The 18,160-nt window shown below is 42.9% G+C and carries 17 protein-coding genes, 1 tRNA gene, 1 pseudogene and 1 riboswitch; of the genes and pseudogenes, 9 read left to right on the forward strand and 10 right to left on the reverse strand.

Going from position 1 to position 18,160, the window contains the following annotated elements; genetic code table 11:
- The first annotated feature begins 18 nt into the window (after positions 1-18).
- Positions 19-241: riboswitch (cobalamin riboswitch) on the forward strand.
- Between the two features lie 100 nt (positions 242-341).
- The 6 genes from ACYVI9_RS11240 to ACYVI9_RS11265 all read left to right on the forward strand — a co-directional run bounded on the left by ACYVI9_RS11240 (position 342) and on the right by ACYVI9_RS11265 (position 4,651).
- Positions 342-2,228 carry a TonB-dependent receptor plug domain-containing protein gene (locus ACYVI9_RS11240; protein ID WP_460764604.1) on the forward strand — a complete coding sequence of 629 codons (1,887 nt, stop codon included), beginning with the start codon at positions 342-344 and terminating at the stop codon, positions 2,226-2,228.
- 62 nt (positions 2,229-2,290) lie between these two features.
- Entirely contained in the window at positions 2,291-2,875 is a 585-nt protein-coding gene (locus ACYVI9_RS11245) for a MarC family protein (RefSeq protein ID WP_460764606.1), read from the forward strand.
- Between the two features lie 100 nt (positions 2,876-2,975).
- A tRNA-Arg gene (locus ACYVI9_RS11250) sits at positions 2,976-3,047 on the forward strand.
- Between the two features lie 47 nt (positions 3,048-3,094).
- The gene (locus tag ACYVI9_RS11255) at positions 3,095-3,676 is read left to right on the forward strand and encodes a Crp/Fnr family transcriptional regulator (protein ID WP_460764608.1); all 582 of its coding nucleotides are present in this window, start codon (positions 3,095-3,097) and stop codon (positions 3,674-3,676) included.
- A 70-nt stretch (positions 3,677-3,746) separates the two neighbouring features.
- The gene (locus ACYVI9_RS11260; protein ID WP_460764610.1) at positions 3,747-4,139 is read left to right on the forward strand and encodes a DUF4267 domain-containing protein; all 393 of its coding nucleotides are present in this window, start codon (positions 3,747-3,749) and stop codon (positions 4,137-4,139) included.
- A complete protein-coding gene (locus ACYVI9_RS11265) occupies positions 4,136-4,651 on the forward strand; it encodes a cupin domain-containing protein (RefSeq protein ID WP_460764612.1) in 516 nt (171 codons plus the stop codon). Before ACYVI9_RS11260 ends, ACYVI9_RS11265 begins: the two co-directional genes overlap by 4 nt.
- Before the next feature lie 403 nt (positions 4,652-5,054).
- Here ACYVI9_RS11265 and ACYVI9_RS11270 read toward each other — a convergent pair whose 3' ends face one another.
- From ACYVI9_RS11270 to ACYVI9_RS11285, 4 genes and pseudogenes are all read right to left on the reverse strand, one after another.
- A complete protein-coding gene (locus ACYVI9_RS11270; RefSeq protein WP_460764614.1) occupies positions 5,055-6,050 on the reverse strand; it encodes an SDR family NAD(P)-dependent oxidoreductase in 996 nt (331 codons plus the stop codon).
- Positions 6,051-6,146: 96 nt separating this feature from the next.
- Positions 6,147-6,410 (reverse strand): SDR family oxidoreductase, encoded by a 264-nt coding sequence (locus ACYVI9_RS11275; RefSeq protein WP_460764616.1) that lies wholly within the window; start codon positions 6,408-6,410, stop codon positions 6,147-6,149.
- A 64-nt stretch (positions 6,411-6,474) separates the two neighbouring features.
- A pseudogene (locus ACYVI9_RS11280) lies at positions 6,475-6,909 on the reverse strand (SDR family NAD(P)-dependent oxidoreductase); the annotation flags it as partial.
- A gap of 26 nt (positions 6,910-6,935) precedes the next feature.
- Positions 6,936-7,691, reverse strand: coding sequence for an SDR family NAD(P)-dependent oxidoreductase (locus ACYVI9_RS11285; RefSeq protein ID WP_460764618.1), 756 nt, complete (start codon positions 7,689-7,691; stop codon positions 6,936-6,938).
- Positions 7,692-7,794: 103 nt separating this feature from the next.
- Here ACYVI9_RS11285 and ACYVI9_RS11290 point away from each other — a divergent pair, with 103 nt between their 5' ends.
- On the forward strand, positions 7,795-8,148 hold the full coding sequence (locus tag ACYVI9_RS11290; protein ID WP_460764620.1) for a winged helix-turn-helix transcriptional regulator: 354 nt from the start codon (positions 7,795-7,797) through the stop codon (positions 8,146-8,148).
- A 577-nt stretch (positions 8,149-8,725) separates the two neighbouring features.
- Here the strand turns inward: ACYVI9_RS11290 and ACYVI9_RS11295 are convergent.
- Positions 8,726-9,766 (reverse strand): ATP-binding protein, encoded by a 1,041-nt coding sequence (locus ACYVI9_RS11295; RefSeq protein ID WP_460764622.1) that lies wholly within the window; start codon positions 9,764-9,766, stop codon positions 8,726-8,728.
- A 246-nt stretch (positions 9,767-10,012) separates the two neighbouring features.
- Complete coding sequence (locus tag ACYVI9_RS11300) at positions 10,013-11,872, reverse strand: XAC2610-related protein (RefSeq protein WP_460764624.1); 1,860 nt, start codon at positions 11,870-11,872, stop codon at positions 10,013-10,015.
- 256 nt (positions 11,873-12,128) lie between these two features.
- Between ACYVI9_RS11300 and ACYVI9_RS11305 the strand changes: the two genes are divergently transcribed.
- Entirely contained in the window at positions 12,129-13,601 is a 1,473-nt protein-coding gene (locus ACYVI9_RS11305) for a WG repeat-containing protein (protein ID WP_460764626.1), read from the forward strand.
- A gap of 58 nt (positions 13,602-13,659) precedes the next feature.
- Entirely contained in the window at positions 13,660-14,052 is a 393-nt protein-coding gene (locus ACYVI9_RS11310; RefSeq protein WP_460764628.1) for a hypothetical protein, read from the forward strand.
- Between the two features lie 186 nt (positions 14,053-14,238).
- Here ACYVI9_RS11310 and ACYVI9_RS11315 read toward each other — a convergent pair whose 3' ends face one another.
- From ACYVI9_RS11315 to ACYVI9_RS11330, 4 genes are read right to left on the reverse strand one after another with little or no spacing between them, the layout of a single operon-like run.
- A complete protein-coding gene (locus ACYVI9_RS11315) occupies positions 14,239-15,366 on the reverse strand; it encodes an ABC transporter permease (RefSeq protein WP_460764630.1) in 1,128 nt (375 codons plus the stop codon).
- Positions 15,363-16,469: an ABC transporter permease gene (locus ACYVI9_RS11320; RefSeq protein ID WP_460764632.1), complete on the reverse strand. Its 1,107-nt coding sequence runs from the start codon at positions 16,467-16,469 to the stop codon at positions 15,363-15,365. The genes ACYVI9_RS11315 and ACYVI9_RS11320 overlap by 4 nt, the downstream gene beginning before the upstream one ends.
- A gap of 1 nt (position 16,470) precedes the next feature.
- Positions 16,471-17,214 carry an ABC transporter ATP-binding protein gene (locus tag ACYVI9_RS11325; RefSeq protein ID WP_460764634.1) on the reverse strand — a complete coding sequence of 248 codons (744 nt, stop codon included), beginning with the start codon at positions 17,212-17,214 and terminating at the stop codon, positions 16,471-16,473.
- On the reverse strand, positions 17,204-18,154 hold the full coding sequence (locus ACYVI9_RS11330) for an ABC transporter ATP-binding protein (protein WP_460764636.1): 951 nt from the start codon (positions 18,152-18,154) through the stop codon (positions 17,204-17,206). Before ACYVI9_RS11330 ends, ACYVI9_RS11325 begins: the two co-directional genes overlap by 11 nt.
- Between the last annotated feature and the right edge of the window lie 6 nt (positions 18,155-18,160).

Genomic DNA, 18,160 nt, shown 5'->3' on the forward strand with positions numbered 1-18,160 from the left:
AACTTACTGCAAATCCTTATTTTTGCCGCGATTTCGGGTGCCCCCGGATATGTAGGGGGCTTAATAGGGAAGCCGGTGTAATTCCGGCGCTATCCCCGTAGCTGTAAAGAAGCCTGTTTTGTCTGATGAAAAGGACGTAACCGACAATCAGGTATTGGCTGATACCACTTCCGTGTACGAACGGAGGGAAGGTGCCGATACTGCTTCAAGCCAGAAGACCTGCCCGAAGTCAAGTAACAATCATTCAGGCTTTCGGGTGAAAGGCGTGAGATGTAATCGCCTTTGCGTTTATATTTTCAACTACTTATTTCCTGAAGCCAGTCAAACCACAATTCTGAAACATGAAAAGAACATTTGTTGTGATGGCTGCGCTCGCATTTTTCAATTCGCTGCAGGCTCAAAACCCATCTTTCGATTCAACATTAGAAGAAGTTAGTATAACCGCCACCCGTTTTCCCAAAAAACTCAGTGAAACCGGGAAACTGGTGACCATCATCAGCCGGCAGCAGCTGGAACGAGCAGGAGGAAAAGATGTAGCCCAGCTACTCAACGAACAGGCCGGCATTGTCATCAATGGTGCAAATACTTCGCTGGGTAAGGATAAATCAGTTTTTATACGAGGTGCTGCCAATGCGTATACCGCGATTCTGGTCAATGGCGTTCCCGTCAATGATCCAACAGGTGTGGGCGGGGCGTTTGATCTGCGGATGATTCCTGTGGAAGCAATTGAAAGAATAGAGATCTTAAAAGGCGCACAAAGCACCCTATACGGCACCGACGCTGTTGCCGGCGTTATTAATATTATTACCCGCAAAGGAACCACGCAAAAAGCGCAGCTCTACGGTGGGCTGAACTATGGGCGTTATAAACATTTCAAGGGTCAGGCCGGCCTCAGTGGCAGTCTGGGAAGTGCTGCCTATAATATATCCTTTGTTCACGATGAAACTGAAGGGATTTCCGAAGCAAAGGATACCCTGGGTAATCAGGATTTTCCACGCAATGGTGCCCTGCGTAATGCGGTGAGCATTGATCTGAATGGGGCCGTGACCGAGGCATTCCATGTAAAACCATTTTTTCGCTATGCCTACCTAAAAACCAGCTTTGCTGATGATGCGTTTTCCGGAGGGCAGAATCCTTTTAACTCCCGATTGCTGACAGCAGGAACCCAGGCGGTCTATCAATGGAATAAGGTCAGCCTTACGGGGCTTTTTTCCTATGATGAAGTGGAAAGACATTATCCGGGAGGTTATGTGGAAGATTACGGAGGTTCCAAAAAAACGGCAGAAGTTTTTTCAAAAATTGACTGGCTGAACCATTTTCAAACCCTGGCGGGTTTGCGCTATGATAATATCCGGATGAAAGCACCCAACCCCACAACGGCCGATACCAGTGTACAAATGCTGAGTCCTTTTATCTCACTGTTCCTGAACAACCTCAGTGGTTTTAATCTGGAGCTGGGTGGGCGCCTGAATCATCATTCACGATACGGTAATAATTTTACCTATTCCGTCAATCCATCCTATCTGATCGGTGAAAAAATCAAACTGTTTGTGAATTATGGTACGGCATTCCGGGCGCCGGCACTGTCGGAACTTTATGGCGCTTTCGGCGCGAATCCCGAACTGAAACCTGAAACATCAGCTACCCTGGAAGGCGGTGTTCAGTATGGGAAGACCGACCAGCTGCTGCGGATCCGGGCCAGTGCTTTTTCCCGGCGCACCAAACAAATTATTGTCTATATGGGGAGTTCCGGGGGCTATCAGAATTTCAGTAAACAGGAAGATCATGGATTTGAAATTGAGCCTGAGCTCAGGTTCAATGAGCGCCTTCGTTTAAAACTGTTTTATACCTATACGGATGGGACCGTTACCACATCCACTGCTTCGGGCAGTGATACCAGCTATCATAATTTATTCAAAAGACCCAAACATATCCTGGGGGCAGATCTGGGCTTCCAGGTCAGCAAGGATTTATACCTGAGTACGCATCTGCAGTATAATGGTAAGCGTACAGATCTGTATTTTGAACCCGTGCCTCCTTACGGTCAATTGGTGAAGCCCCTGGATGCCTATACCCTATGGGACGCTTATGCAGAATACCTTTTTTTCGGGGGCCGGTTGAGCACCTTTCTGCAACTGAATAATATCCTGGATGCGGACTATTACGAAATATACGGTTACAGCGTACTGGGAAGGCGGCTGACCACCGGTTTCCGCGTTCGGCTATAGCCCGACGACAACTTTGTGCTGTAATCCTGTATCATCTGTTAACTTTGCTAAAAATCAGCCGTATGGAGATTGATTACAAAGCAATTCTGACAGTCAGCTTTACCCTTTTTGCAATCATCGACATTATTGGTTCCATACCGATACTGATTGCTATAAAAAGCAAGTCGGGCGGCATCAGGGAACTGCGGGTAACGGTGATAGCAGGTGCATTGATGATCCTGTTTCTGTTCCTGGGCGATCCTATTTTGAATATCCTGGGTCTGGATGTCGGCTCATTTGCCGTGGCGGGATCCATTGTGATTTTTATTCTTGGACTGGAAATGGTTCTGGGTGTAGAATTTTTCAAGTCCGACGGTGATGTGAAAGCAGCCACCGTGGTGCCACTCGCTTTTCCGCTGATTGCGGGGTCAGGAACCTTGACCACAATTATGTCTTTGAAAGCCAATTATAAAGTGCAGACCATCCTGATCGCCATTTTGTTAAATCTGATCGTTATATATATCGTAATGCGTTCGCTCAACGGTATTTCCCGGATGCTGGGGTCCAGTGGTTTGGTTGCGGTTAGAAAGTTCTTCGGTGTTATTCTGCTGGCAATTTCCGTAAAAATCTTTGTCAGTAACGTGGCCGGATTGCTGCCAGGGGGGTAAAAACAGAAACTTTCGTCCTTTTTTCGAGTAAATGACACTGGAATCAGAGAATAGTCTTAAATTTGCCGGCTCAAAATGCCGGATGTGTTTTGCCGGTTTTGGCCTCGTAGTACAATGGATAGTATAAGAGTTTCCGAAGCTCCAGATACAGGTTCGATTCCTGTCGAGGCTACTTATGCAAAATGGCGCTTAGTGGCGCCACTTGATGATTGACCTTTGATGACAGAGATATTAATTAATAGAATAAAATCTATTATAGACATAGACGCAAATGAGGTAGATAGCATAAAACTACTGTGGAAAGAAAAATCCATTAAAAAAGGCGACTACTTTTTAGCAGAGGGACAAGTTTGCACGCAAGTGGGCTATATTGTAAAAGGACTAATGCGTTATCACATTAATCACGATGGAGAGGATAAAACATATGCTTTTGCACAAGAAAATCATTTTATCTGCAACTATGAAAGTTTTATACCCAAAACACCCTCAACAAAAAACATCCAGGCATTAGAAGACTGTGAAATTTTGCAGATCTCTTATGACAGCCTACAAATATTCTATAAATCTATCAGACAAGGAGAACGATTGGGAAGGCTTGTTATCGAGCAGGTCTTTGTGCAGACCTTGCAGGATCTTAGCTCATTTTACACAGATTCGCCTAAATACCGATATGAGAAATTCTTAAAAAACCACCCTGACCTTCAACAAAGAATTTCACAATATCATATTGCATCGTATGTGGGAGTGAAACCCCAATCACTTAGCCGTATCCGCAAAAGAATTTCAACCCCAAATGATTAATTAACCCAAGTGCATAAATTTTGGGTTTAGCTTGTGGAATTTTGTGTTATAATTTTAATCACAAAATATTATGGGAAAAAGGATTTCTTTCGCAATCGCTTTCTTAACAGGCTTAGGATTGATTTTTATAGGAGTAAGATTTCTCCTATCGCCCGAAATAGGAGAAGCTGGTTACGGCATTCACTTCAACGAACAGCGCGATTATTCATTTCATTACATCAAAGGCATTCGTGACTTGTTTACTGGCTTGATCATTTGCATTCTCATTTTAAGTAAGCAAATAAAAGCATTAGGCATAACGCTGTCAGTCGGAACAATTATTCCAATTGTAGATATGCTTATTGTTTTGAGTAAAGATTATAACGGCGTAGCAAAAGCGATACCTCACCTATTAGCGATTATTGTCTGCGCTGTATTTGGAACCATTTTATTGGCAAATAAAAATTCAAAACAAATTCTATGAAAACACAAGGATTCATCAGGCTGATCAATTCAGCAGACACAAGTAATGAGAGCGTTTTAGAAATGAATATTCTTCCTGCCGAGAAAACGCCTTGGCACTATCATACATTATTTGCGGAAACATTTGAAATCTTAAAAGGTACTTTGGAGGTAGGAAAAGGCAATAACATTCTGCATTTAAAGCAGAGAGATATTGCGACAATACAGCCAAACGAAAAACATTATTATCACAATGTTTCTAATGAGGAATGTATAATAAAAGCAACGCTCAGCCCAGCAAATAAGAACTTTGAAAATTCCCTTTTCATTTTTAAAGGACTTGCAAAAGATGGATTAGCAAGCGCCGCAGGAACTCCAAAAAAACTATCTGACTTAGCTTTGTTTGTTTATTTGAACAATTCAAGAATGGTGGGGTTTCAAAAAGTAGCCGAACCAATATTTAATTTATTAGCCAAAAAAGCTATTAAAAAAGGACGCTTAAATGAATTGATACAGAAGTATTGTAGTTTTTGATGCCTGTTCCACAGTGTTCACGGGGGCATGATCTCTACCGTATTGGATACAGTTATGGGTTGAGCCATACATACCAAACTGCCGCAGCGCGCAGCGTACACTACATTGGAATTAAAAATTAATTTCGCAACAGCAGTGTCATACAAAAGTGGAAAAATGATAGCCGAAGGGGGCGGCTTATTCATTTGGGAAAAAGCGCAGGCTTGGTTGAGGCCGACCTGAAGAGCGAAACAGGAATGCTGTATGCACACGGTGTATCAACCTGTATGGCGTATAAAGATGAAATAGTTGCTGAAAATTGTACACCTAATTATTTTCCCGAATTAATAGCCATATAAGTAGAAATTATGAATAATTAAAAAAGTAGCGCGTAGACGGATGAATAGGATTGCAGAGCAAAATATCAATCAATGTTGAATCTAATTCCGGTTAATTCTTCGCTTAATATCCACAACCGTTTAGCAGCCTTTTCAACTAAAGAGTAGCGTTTAACTCCATCGGACATTTCGGTATCGGATGCTAGTTTGGCAATGTCTACATCTTCTAAGTACACACCACCAATATTGTTTAGCAATAGACTTGTAGCGGCCCAAATTGTTGTTGCTGTACCTTGTGGAATGGTTTTTAGGGAAGTTATGACTTCCTGCACAGGCTCTCCTTTGTCGTTGTAAAAGCCGAATTGCTGTAAGGTTTTCAGTGGTGCTTCCCGTGTCAGTTCAGTTCCCCAAATATTGCCGGGGTGTACAGAGAAGGCTCTTACCCCGGATGATTTACCTCGGTTATCTAATTCCAGGGAAAACAGGTTGACAGCGGTTTTCGATTGACCATAGGCCGATAAACTTTCGTATTCATGGTTTTCGAAATTCGGGTCTTCAAAATTGAATGGCGCAAATTGATGTCCCTGAGAAGATATATTAATAACTCGTGCTCCATTCGCTTTTTTAAGTGCATTCCATAATCTTGCTGTCAGTTGGAATGCCGCTAAGTAGTTTGTTGCCAATTGCGATTCAATTCCCCGACTGTCTCTGCGGAGTGGAACGAACATTATTCCTGCATTGTTTATAAGTAAATGCAATGGCCTGCGCGAGTTCAAGAACTTTTCGGCAAATCTGTCAATTGAATCGGGATTCATTAAGTCCATTTCTTCAATTTCCACATTGGCGATACCGTTTAGATTCTCTTTTGCTTTATCAATGTTCCTTGCAGGAACAATTACTGAAGCTCCTGCATTGCTAAGTGTTTTTACGGTCTCTAATCCAATACCTGTATTGCCACCGGTTACGATGGCGATTTTTCCCCTAAGGCTGATTCCTTTAATTACTTCTGTTGACGTAGAAGTTGCATCAAATCCTGAACCTATTGGTTTCTGTAATGCTCCGTTATAATTATTTCGTTCCATTTTTAAATTGTTTTGTTACTTAAATTATGCTAAATACAGCCTTATGCGTTTTAAACGGTCAAACTTGTATTGTTTCGCAAATATTAATAGATGAGATTACTTCATCAGACTGATATTGGTCATACCGCCGTCCGACAGAATTTCGGTGCTAACTAGAAAAGCCGAATCTTCTGATGCTAAGAATACAGTAGCGTTTCCGATATCAGCAGGAAGGTCCTGTCTCCCTATAGGTGTAATATCTACCCAAAGTTGTTTTACCTGTTCCAAATGTTCCTGGGGTACTATTTTCCCAAAAACGGGGGTATCGATCGAACCTGGGGAAAAGGCGTTTACTCGTATTTTTCTCGGCAATATATCCAAAGAACAAGCCTTTTGCTAATGATATGATTGTTGCTTTCGCTGTACCGTATATCGCCATTCCCGGTGCAGCGCGATGTGCCGCACTCGATCCGATTAATATGACGGAAGCTCCGTCATTTAAATACGGAAGTGACTTTTGTACAGTGAAATAGGCGCTTTTCAGATTCAAATCCATATAACTTTTTTCCGTTGCTTCATTTATCGCCCTCATTGAAACTCCATCCACAACACCTCCCGCGTTCACTACCAATACATCAATCTTTCCGAATTTATCAGCCGTTTTTTTTAATATATCTTCTAAATCATCCAAGCTGGTAACATCTGTCTTGACGCTTATGAAATTTTCGCCCATCGCGTTTACATAATTCGCTAATGAGGCTTCATTTCTTCCTGTAATTACACCAACAGCTCCTTCGTTTTTAAATGCTTCTGCTATACCAAATCCGATACCGCTGTTACCACCAGTAATTACGGTTACTTTATTTATTAGTTTACTCATGATATTAATCTTAAATTCGTTATAATTTATAACCCGTAGATACCGCCAGAAACGGAAATTTTCTCTCCTGTAATCCACCCGGCATCGTCGGAAGCAAGAAATACGGCAACCTTCGCAATATCTTCTGGCTGACCAGTACGGCCAAGTGGGGTTTTGTTTACTAAATTGGTTTCTGCTTCACTGCCGATAAAACCTGCACTACGTGAACCTTCGGTCTCTACAACACCCGGCAAAATAGAGTTGATACGGATATTCCTCCCGCTAAATTCCTTTGATAAAGAAACGGTAATGGCATCTAATGCCGCTTTGGTTGCAGAATATATCGAACCTGTTGGCAGTGGTGTTTTACCTGCCCCTGAACTGATGTTGATGATATTCCCCCCATTGTCACCAAATATCTTCACCGCTTCTTGAATGGCAAGCAGGGACCCCAACACATTGATGTTGAACTGTTGATGAAAGGATTTTTCAGTTACGTCTTCAATGGATAAGTATTCGTAAATTCCGGCATTGTTTACCAAAATATCCAGCGCGCCGAATGTGTTTACTGTTTCTTTAAACAGTCGGGTTACATCGGCTTGCTTCGAGACACCGCCGTGAATGGCGATGGCTGTGCCACCATCATTTATTATGGCCTTTACGACTTTATCGGCTCCTTCTTTGCTTGATGCATAATTCACAACAACTTTGGCGCCTTCCATTGCGAAATAGGCAGCAATTGAAGCACCAATTCCTTTTGAAGCACCTGTTACAATCGCTACCTTATTTTTTAGTTTACTCATTTTTATAATTATAAAAGTGAGCTACAAATTTAGCACATGTGTATTTATTTAAGTAACTTTGTAACGAAAAGTAACAGTAACCTCGGGGTAACAAAGTAACATTATGCAGTGCAAAACTTTAGAAAAAGAAACACACAAAAAAGAGATGATGGCTGTCCAGGATTCAATGGATGTACTGAGTGGAAAATGGAAAATATCCATTATTTCCTCTATTTGCTATTACAACAAAAGAAGATTTTCCGATATTTTAAATGATGTAGTCGGGATTTCTAACAAGATGCTGAGCAAGGAATTAAAGGAACTGGAAACAAATCAATTAATCAATCGGACGGTATTGGATACGCAACCCATAACGGTTCAATATGAGCTTACGGAACACGGTAAGACACTCCAGACCATCATTAATAACCTGACCGATTGGGGGATTGCACATCGAAAGAGAATTATTGGGGCTTAAGTTTTCTTTTTTCATTATCAGGTTGTGCGGAGGTCACGAATGGTATCCGGTAGAGTGATATTAAATGAATCTGTTTCTGCGTTTTATGTTATTCACAGCCATAATTTCATGTTTTTATCTACATTTGGCTCTCATTAATACAGTGTAGTGCGTTTTGAAACTATTAACTTACTATCTACTGCCACAGAATATGAAACGGAACTGCCCAAAGATTTTCACCAAAGGGCACAACTTCTTTGCCAGAATACAACACTACACCGCCCGTGAATGCATTTTCATTCAGTTCTGCAAATAACCTGATTCCCTTAAAATCACTGCCATTGACGGATTCTGATTTTTTTATTTCAATAGCGAATAACGAGCCATCGGGTTTTTCTAGTGTGAACTACCCATTGGCTAAAGACCAATGTGCTTCGTGCTTCACAGCGATTTGCTTACTGCTCCGAGGAGTTAGAAGTCTTACTATCGCTCCACACGTGTACTCGCAAGTCCCTTACGAGGTTTTTACATCTTATACTGATGTTGCAAATATACTATATTATACAAGAAAACAATTTTGTGCCTTACATCCCAAAAGCTAAAGACTTTTGGGATGTAAGGCACGGTTTATAAAATCAACCTCTTTACCGTCGCTTGTCCTGAAATGTAATAGTTGCACTTTAATATCCAAAAAGCTAATTAATTCTGTCAACTCCGTTGCGACATAGTTTTCCAATACATGACCAAGTAATTCAGGCCTTTTCATCTCAAGGTCTTCCAAGTTTAAATCAAGCATGTGACAAAGCATAAGACTATCACTTAAAAATCCTTTGGAAGATTTTACCAGTCTTTTCCCGTTATTTCGATGCCAGGGTTCAATATCTAAGGTCAGAAACATCATTTTTAAGAGGTTCCTATATGATTTGGATGTGACAGGATTTAGTCCGATGTCACGTGCAATATCAGCATCATTCAACAAACTAGCCGAACGGATTGCCCGCACACGTAGCAGATTAGGCAAAACAGATATTTTATCAAGTTCCGCAATCATCCTCACATCTCGTTGCAAAATGGTTGTCAAATAACCATCGAACCAGATACTGCGTTCTTCAGCGTTTTTATCTGCGATTTCCGGAAATGTCGCCAGCTTCATAGCTTCTGTCAATGTAATGCCACGGTCTGTAATGCCCTCAAAATCCGTCATCAACATCTTTTCCAAACCATTCCCCTGACCTTGCGACGTTTCTGACGTGCAAAAGGGATATAGTGTTAATACTGACATTCGACCTACCAAAGAATCTGACAGTTGTGGTAATGCAAGAATATTGGCAGAACCTGTCAAAAGGTATTTACCATTTATGGTGGGCTTGTCAACCAGACGTAATTCATCGACTACAACTTTCAATGTTCTGAAAAGCTCTGGGACAAGTTGCGCTTCATCAATGATCAGATTTCTCGTATAGTTTTTCAGGAATGCTTCTGGTGCGGCAGCGGCAGCCGCCATTTGAGTCGTCCTTTCGAAAGACATATAAGTTGCCGGGAACTTACTCGTGCCAATTTTTTCCAGATTATTCTGAACAAGTGTGCTTTTGCCGGATTGTCTTGCACCATTAAGGAAGACAACAGGACTGACTTTCAAGGCGGCAAGAAGACTTTTTGTTTTAAATCGCGATAATGTTTTGAAATTGTAGATGTCTTGTAAAAGTAAAGTGGGACTTTATAAAATATAAAGACAAAATTTAGTTATGCCGAATCTTAGCCAATTCCGGATGCATAACTGCCTGAACTTTATTTATTAAAAGTCGACCCAAAGACCTTTCGAGATTTCTTCGGTTGGGGCCGATTCAAAAACTATGCTCGGCATAGGACAAACGGGTTCAAGCACTTAATTGCCTGCTTTAAAAAACAATCTGCTTCGCTTTTCGAACAGATAAACGGCAGGATCAATCTTATCATCTCCAAAGCAGATACGGAAATCCATATGTCCATCCCCATTATAATCTCCGGTTTCCAGCATATTGGTTCGATAAATGTTGTCTATCGGCCCGATTAGTTGTGTCGGAGCGCCAGATTTTATGCCCTTTATACGCAAAGCCAACAAGTTGCCGTTTTCATCATCCACTTTCTCAAATGCGTAGCGGGGTGAACCGGTTGGCACGGGTTCCCAATTGTCGGGGAAAACCGTTTCCTTTCGTATCCAACCCTGCAAGGAGTCGGGATTGTTGATCTGCACACTATACCATAATGGCTTTTCATCCAGAATTTTGAAATAAGTACACGTTCCTGGTACCTGCGCAACAGGGGCTTTTTTCTCATTGGGTGTTCGATAGATTGATATTGTATCGGCTACCGCTTCTGCGCCATATGTGTGTATTTCTTTCCATTGACCGTTAGGCTGGCGGATGGATGCTGTCTCTTTCACAAAATATCCGGCGCCCCAGACCTGATCCCACTGATAGGTTTGCTCCAACTTACCCCCTATAAAGCGGTATTCGGCTGCACCATGCTGCCCCGCTCCTGCGCGCCATGCAGAACGGATAAGTTGATGTACGGTATCCACTTCTACCTGGGACAGGGCCGATAAGGCTTCATCGTATACGAACTGATTTAATACAGGATCAAAAAGGTAGAACATGTTGATGTAGTTGGGACCGGCCCCACCATCGGCAAAATCGAACATCATATCCGGATAGCCATCAAAATTGGCATCGATAAAATGTAAACTTCGGTTGAGGGAGTCCGTTAATTCAGCGCCAATATCGGCTGCGACCTGTTGGATTTGATTGTTCTTTTTGTCTATTACCTTAATCGCTGCCAGCAGACCACGGTTATAATACGGATCTTCAGGGTTAGGATCTGCGCCAGCAACTTCAAAGCGATAATCAGGCAGTTCGGCGAGGTGTCGCACCCATTGGCCCCGGTATAGATCTTCTTTACGAATCCAGCCCGTTTTTTCTATTAATCGAAAAGATTGAGCTGGCGCTCCGGAACCGGTCAGTCGTTGTTCACCGGGCAGGAGCTCAAAAAGCGAGATCTTTAGCCATATGCCATTCAGGCTATCCTTCAGGACAAAGAGATTTTCATTTAATCTGCACCAGTTCTGTGGTGAAATGGTTGAGCCGGCATCGATATATAGCGGAATGGAATCAGTATTATTGTTAAAGATGACCGATTTGAAAGGGGCCGTTCGGTAAAGATTAAATGCAGTTGCTTCGACACTATAGTTTATTCCCCAAACCGACTTGCCTTGCCCCAAAGAATCATTCCATAATCTCGTAGTTATTTGTGGGTGTCGGTATACGGAAAACCAGTGATCCTGCAGGTTGAATATGCCATTTTGGGGGTACTCCAATGCGTTATTGCCGAAGCTGGGCATCAGACGCATTGAATTGCTTATTTCTTCAAAATGCAGTGGCTCAGTTTGTTGGTTTATGAAGCCCGCCTCAATACTGGTGTCCGGATGGGCATTCAGAAAAACGATGCTATTTGTTGAGCTACCTTTTGCTGTGTCCTGTGATACGATGGCAAACTGCGTGCCCCATTCTTGCAGGGTTTTAAAAGGGGCGGTCTTGATATGCATTACAGAATATGTGGCCGTCTTGAATAAAGTGCTGGGAAGATAGTATAAAGGCGTCTCGAGTAGGTTCAAACTGTAAATGCCCGGCGTTAGCGCTTGCTGCCGATCCTGCGCAATACTATGGGTAATGCAAAATAAAAAGCACAATACATAAAGTAATTTTCGCATGGTTGTGATTTCTTAAAGTTCCTGGGCTGATTAGTACTGACGGTTGCCAGAATAGTCAACGACATTGCCATCAAGGTTGTATTTGCGCATTGGTTTCCAGGTTAAAACACTAATTTGAACCAATCAAATGTAGAATACTGCCATGCGATATCAAAATGGTACAGAGAAAATAGCTGTTTTCGGGGATGGGCTACTACTCCTATTTGAAAGAGATTTGTAGTCCGGGGAAATAGCTCCTGTTTGGGTATTCGGGCTTATGACTAAGTTTATTGTTTTAATTGGCGGGATCCTGACCTGCAGTGCCTGCACAGGGCAGGTACAACCGGTGACTGAAACGCCGCAGGCGAAATTATATCCCTATCGGAATCAAGCTGGACAATTCGGTTATGTGGATGATAAACTACAGATACGGATCGAACCACAGTATAAAATGGCAGGCCTTTTTACCGGGCAGGGTTTTGCCGTGGTAACGAATCATTCGGATGAAAATCTTGTAATTGATAAAGTCAACCAGGTTATCCTCGAGCCGGATTATGATCTCGTACAATTATATGAGTTGGAAAATTTCACTTTAGCACAAGTGAGTAAAACCTATTATTCCAGATGGCGATTCTGGGAGTGGAAATTCCTTCCCGGATTCAACCTGACAGGTGCCGGAAATGACAACCGCCTATTCGACACCAGGGTGAAACGGCTAAGGAAAACCGTACTGGTTCTGGGGAATACACCCCGAAGGCTATTTAGCAGAAAATCTACCGACAGGGGTTATATGAACAAGCATTTCAACGTCCGGATGCTGGATAGTAATCTGGTACTGATCGAAGACAGGCTATATGCTATCGGGGAGAAGGGGGGACGTTTTATTGTCTCTGGAATCAAAGATCCACTGACCAAAAATACTTTTACCCAGCGGAAAAACAGGCAACTGCGTATTATTGATCGTACTGGCAAAAAGATAAATAAGGGTACTTATAAGGTTATAGACTCCCTCCTATTCAATTTGGGGGAACAACGGGTTATGATAGGTCTCAGCCGCGACTATGCACCCATTGCAAAGGCCTACGCGGACGAAGAAGGGCAAGTCTTTATTTATCCCGATTTCTCGAAACCCTTACCCCGACGCATACAAGAAAACAAACTTCCTGGTGATCCGGGGGCCGCAATGCTCATCGCAGGACTCTGGTCGCTTGTCCCCATTCCTGAGTCGGATTACTTTCTGGTTATGAGCTATCAAGCTGAAGCATTCCTGTTCCGATTCCTGGACAGCCAGGGGAATTGGTACAAGGTGTTACCGCCCGGTATACGGTTTACAGTTACAGCGCCATCGGGCGATATCCTTTGGCCTGAAAAGAATCAACTTATTCCACTGAACGAAATTCCTGAAGGCTGGAAAATCGAAAGCATCCATCAGCTCGGTGAAGGTTTTAGATACCATGTCAGGCTAAAAATGGACAAATCGGAACAGCAGGGTATCTGGGATTTTGAGAAGAAACAGTGGCAGATTGGACCTGCATATTATCAGGTTTTACCCATGGATAATATCTCGTTATGGCGGTACCAACCGGATTATGGTGGTTTGTGGGGCATCATGGATAGCGGCGGAAATCCATTAATAAAGCCGATGTATTCTTCCGTTGCTCCGGATGGGTGGGTAACGCAAGCGGAAAACGGAACAATTATATCTTTTTACCTGCACCCCACGACACTGGAGGAGTTGAGAGAGGAATAGAAGCATGTCGAGGAAATCGAATTCTCACATGCTGAATCCTTTCGATAAAGAAGACCACATGATAGCATATTGGATTATTTTTTTGGTTTGTTGCACCCTGATGTTTACCATGGTTCGTAAGCGGCAGCGGAATGGTAAGAATGTATCCCTGACCATTAAAGTAGCAGCTGCTATCCTGAGCTGTCATATTAATCTGATCGGGACCGCCCTGCTGTATGAACCTGTGATGGCGTTTTTTGAGATCAGCACCTATGGGTTTATGAATTTTAACGGTTGGGTCACGGCTACGGTAATCTGGATTTTTATCGCCGTTATCGTATTGATTGTTTCCTACTACGCTAAGGTACAACTCGGCACCCTTTACCGCCCGGTACGAGTGGTGCAGAAACTGTCCCTAATCCTGCCGATTATCTTTTTTACTTTATTTCTTTTCCTGGTAAGCCTTAAATAATTTGTAAAGGATACCAACGTATAATTTCAGATATCGAACGACAAGGTTTAACGGTGGTACAGAAAAAAACTGCGCGTATTGTTGAGCCATTTAGAACAGTTTACACCAGCTTTTGCCGGTTTCCTATATTCCTTTATCACCCGGTCCGGTCGATCTTCCACCCTCTTTTTTTTTGAATTGTATTGATTATTTACTGGTTTTTCTGTAGTTAAAAATCGCAAGACCATTTAACAGTAAGGCGAAGCCTGTCAGGTAGAGAAGTTCCAGCTTAATCTGGGTAAGTTCGCTTCCCTTTAATACAATTAACCGCACCACGCGGATAAAATGGGTAACGGGCGTGCATTCCGACATGGCTCTTGCCCATTGGGGCATACTTTCGGTACTGGTAAAGAATCCGCTCATTAGCATAAAAATCATCATACAGAAGAAAGCAATGAACATAGCCTGCAATTGTGTGTCCGCCAGGGTAGATATAAACAGCCCCATGCCTAGTAATGCAATCAGATATACGGCTGCAAAAAGGTATAATGTCAACAAACTGCCTTCAGGAAAAATGCCATATATGAGATACATCACCAATAGGCCGATGGTAAAAACGATCATGCCCACCACCCAGAAGGGAATCAGTTTGCCCAATATAAACTGCCATTTTTTGATAGGAGTTACGTTGATTTGTTCGATAGTACCGATTTCTTTCTCCTTTACAATATTGAGTGCTGTAATAAAGCCACCGATCAGGGTAAGCAATAATACCAGTATCCCAGGAACCATATAGTATTTGTATTCGGCTCGGGGATTATACCAGTTGGTACTGGCAATTTCAATGACTGCATTTTCGCCAGCGATATTTCTTTTGCTGGCTTTGACGGTAACGTCCAGACCATTGTTGAAATCTGCAATGACTGATGTGAGATAGGCAGTTCCTAGTAGCGATTTTGTGCCATTAATTGCGTCAACGGCTATATTTACCTGCTGCGTGCCTTCCCGTACCAGATTTCGCTCGAAGCCTGGTGGAATTTCCAGCACCAGATCCGCAATTCCTTTTTCAATCATTTGGCGTCCTTCCTTGTAAGAGGATAGATTGCCTGCTATTTTAAAATATCCGGAAGCGGCAATCTTGTTACTGAGTTGGGTTGAATAGGAGCTGTGGTCGTGATCTACCAGGACTACATTGATATTCCTGACTTCATAATTCGCTACCAGCGGCAGTATAATCAATTGAATGGTGGGCACGGCAATCATCATGGCAAGGATGATCTTATCTCTGAAGATCTGCCGAAATTCTTTCTGGAGTATAAATAACAGTACTTTCACGACAATCTTATTTTAAATCTTTTCAAAGCAATGGCCAGTAATAGTGCGGTCATACCTGCCAGAACCAATGTTTCTTTCCAGACATATTGCAACCCCAAACCTTTCAGCATAACAGCTTTTATGATGTCATAATAGTATTTGGAAGGCAACAATTTTGAAATGATCCGGAATAGCAGTGGCATATTTTCCAGCGGAAACATGAATCCCGTTAACAACAATGTGGGTAACATCATGCCCATCATGGATAGGAGCATTGCCGTTTGCTGGGAACCGGTCACATTGGAAATCAGCAGACCCAGTGACAGGCAGGTAATGATAAACAGTAGGCTCTCGGCGATAATTAAAGGCAGACTGCCTCTTATTTCTACATCAAGTAGAAAAACCGATAGTAAAAGAATGATGATAAAGTTTACCAGGGATAAAACAAGATAGGGGACGGCTTTGGAGACCAGCACCATAATCGGCCTGAATGGCGATACCAGCAATATTTCCATCGTGCCCAGTTCTTTTTCCCGGACTACAGCAACCGAAGTGAGTGCCGTACTGACGATCATAAAGATTAATGCGATGACGCCGGGTATGAAGTTAAGTGAACCATTTTGTTCCTCGTTGTACAACTGCCTTATTTGAGGCACAATCCTGTAGTTCATGGCTGCATTGGGATTTAGTTCCTGCTGGTAATTTTTAATAATAGCAGTCAGATAGTTGGTGACGATGGTGGCTGTATTCGGATCGGACGCGTCCGCAATAATCTGAATGGCTGCCCCGTCTTTGCGATAGATATCGTCGCCGAAATCAGCGGGAAAAATTACGGCGCATTTGATACTGCCATTCTTAAACCGTTTTTCAATGTCCTTATAATCGATCACCGGGCTGGATATCTTGAAGTAAGAGCTGGTCTTGATACGGCTGATTAACTGGCTGGAATGGACATCCCTTGCCTCATCCTGGATGGCAATGGCGATGTTTTTTACTTCGCTGCTTAGGGCAAACCCAAACAGCAGAATCTGCGCAATCGGGAGTCCAAAGAGAATCAGCAGGGTTCTTCTGTCCCTGAAAATATGATAGAACTCCTTTTGTATAAATGCCATTAACTGTTTCATATTATTCCCCGCTTCTTTTGGCGCCTCTCGCCAGGTGATAGAATACTTGGTCCATGGATGGTGCATTGAACCGATCTTTTAGTACAGCCGGACTGTCCATCGCTTCAATACGACCATCGACCATGATGCTAATACGGTCACAATATTCGGCTTCGTCCATATAGTGCGTGGTAACGAATACGGTAATATTATTGGCGGCAGCCTCATAAATCATTTCCCAGAACTGTCGCCGCGTAATCGGATCGACGCCACCGGTTGGTTCATCCAGAAATACGATCTGTGGATGGTGAAAGATGGCAACGGAAAAAGCCAGTTTCTGCTTCCAGCCCAGCGGCAGCGCCCCGACCAGCTTTTTTGCTTCTTTTTCCAGACCGAGGGATTGTATCAATTCTTTGCTTCGGATTTTTATTTCCGGTCTGGAGACACCATATACGCCACCATAGAATTCGATATTCTCCAATAGGGTGAGGTTATCATATAGGGAGAATTTCTGACTCATATAACCAATATTTTTTTTGATTTGCTCTTGTTGGTTATAGACATTGTAACCGGCAACCCGCGCCTCCCCGGAACTGGGAAAGGACAATCCACAGAGGATCCGCATGGCGGTGGTCTTGCCGGCACCGTTGGCACCGAGAAAGCCGAAAATCTCACCTTGTTCTACTTCAAAGGAAATGTGGTCAACAGCCTTGAAGTTGCCGAACTGCTTGGTTAAGTCCTTGGATATGATTGCTTTATTTTCCATGACTGCCGGTTTCTATATGATCAGTAATGTTCTGTTGCTGCATGAGCCTGATGAAACTATCTTCGATAGTAGGCCTGATTTTTTCTACGAAAAGCGCGTCAGGATGGTAGCAGCTTGCTATGTCCTCAAGGGCTGCGGGCCGATCATCTGTTGAATGGAGCGTTACATGCAGGTATTCGCCGAAAGCAAAGCAGCTGTCTATTGCAGGATCGGAACGCAGGTCCTTGAACAGTTTATAGATGTCGCGGGCCTTGGTCGCAAACAATGCTTTCGGAAAACTTTGAACAATCGCTTCCGGCTGATCAATAGACATGATTTGCCCATTTTGAATTAGTGCAATTCGATCGCAAAGTTTCGCCTCGTCCATATATGGAGTAGAAACCACAATCGTGATGCCCTGCTTTTTCAGTTGGGCCAGCATTTCCCAGAATTCTGTTCTGGATACCACATCCACACCGGTAGTAGGTTCATCCAGGAACAGGATTTCGGGCTTATGGATCAAGGCACAACATAAGGCCAGCTTTTGCTTCATGCCACCCGAAAGTTTTCCGGCGCGCCGATTGGAAAACGGCTTTATCTGTTCGTAGATATCCTGGATTAACATATAGTTCTCCTGAATAGAGGTATTAAAAACAGTGGCAAAAAAGTTCAGATTTTCTTTAACGGTCAGGTCCTGATACAGGGAAAACCGTCCCGGCATATAGCCTACGCGGTTTCTGATTTGCTGATACTCCTTGACCACATCAAATCCAGCTATGGTGGCAGTGCCGCTATCGGCCAGCAGTAAGGTCGTCAGGATGCGGAATAATGAAGTTTTGCCAGCGCCATCCGGACCGATCAGACCGAACAATTCGCCAGGGTTTACCTCAAAGGATACCTCATTTAATGCGTTCAGGGAATTGTAGGTCTTTGTGATTTTATTTACTATTACAGGTTGCATATCGAT

Source organism: Niabella terrae (assembly GCF_054783135.1).